This is a genomic window from Planktothrix sp. PCC 11201 (genome assembly GCF_900009135.1).
Lineage (GTDB): Bacteria > Cyanobacteriota > Cyanobacteriia > Cyanobacteriales > Microcoleaceae > Planktothrix.
The window spans coordinates 1-284 of sequence record NZ_LT797767.1 but is presented as its reverse complement, the minus strand read 5'-3'; the positions used below and the strand labels follow the sequence as shown (position 1 = coordinate 284).

Below are 284 nucleotides of genomic sequence, written 5' to 3'. Positions count from 1 at the left end.
GGCTTGGTGATTGGAGGTGTGAATCGCAAGTGTTATATCCAAATGATGGAACAAGAAGCAACAGAGGCTGAAAAAGCCGGACGGATGAGAGTTATTGTCCAAGATAATAGCCCGATACATCAATGCCATGAGGTGAAAAAACTCTGGCCAAAATGGGAAAGTATGGGTTTGTATATTTTCTGTTTACCTAAATATTGTTCCGAAATGAATCCGATTGAATTAGAGTGGCAACATCTCAAAAAAGATGAACTATCAGGACAAACATTTGAGGATGAATTAGACCT

1 protein-coding gene is annotated in these 284 nt (G+C 39.1%); it reads left to right on the top strand.

Translation table 11 applies throughout. The features are described 5' to 3' along the window. Positions 1-42: 42 nt before the first annotated feature. On the top strand, positions 43-284 hold a 242-nt coding region (locus PL11201_RS25605), incomplete at its 3' end, for a transposase (RefSeq protein WP_234996850.1).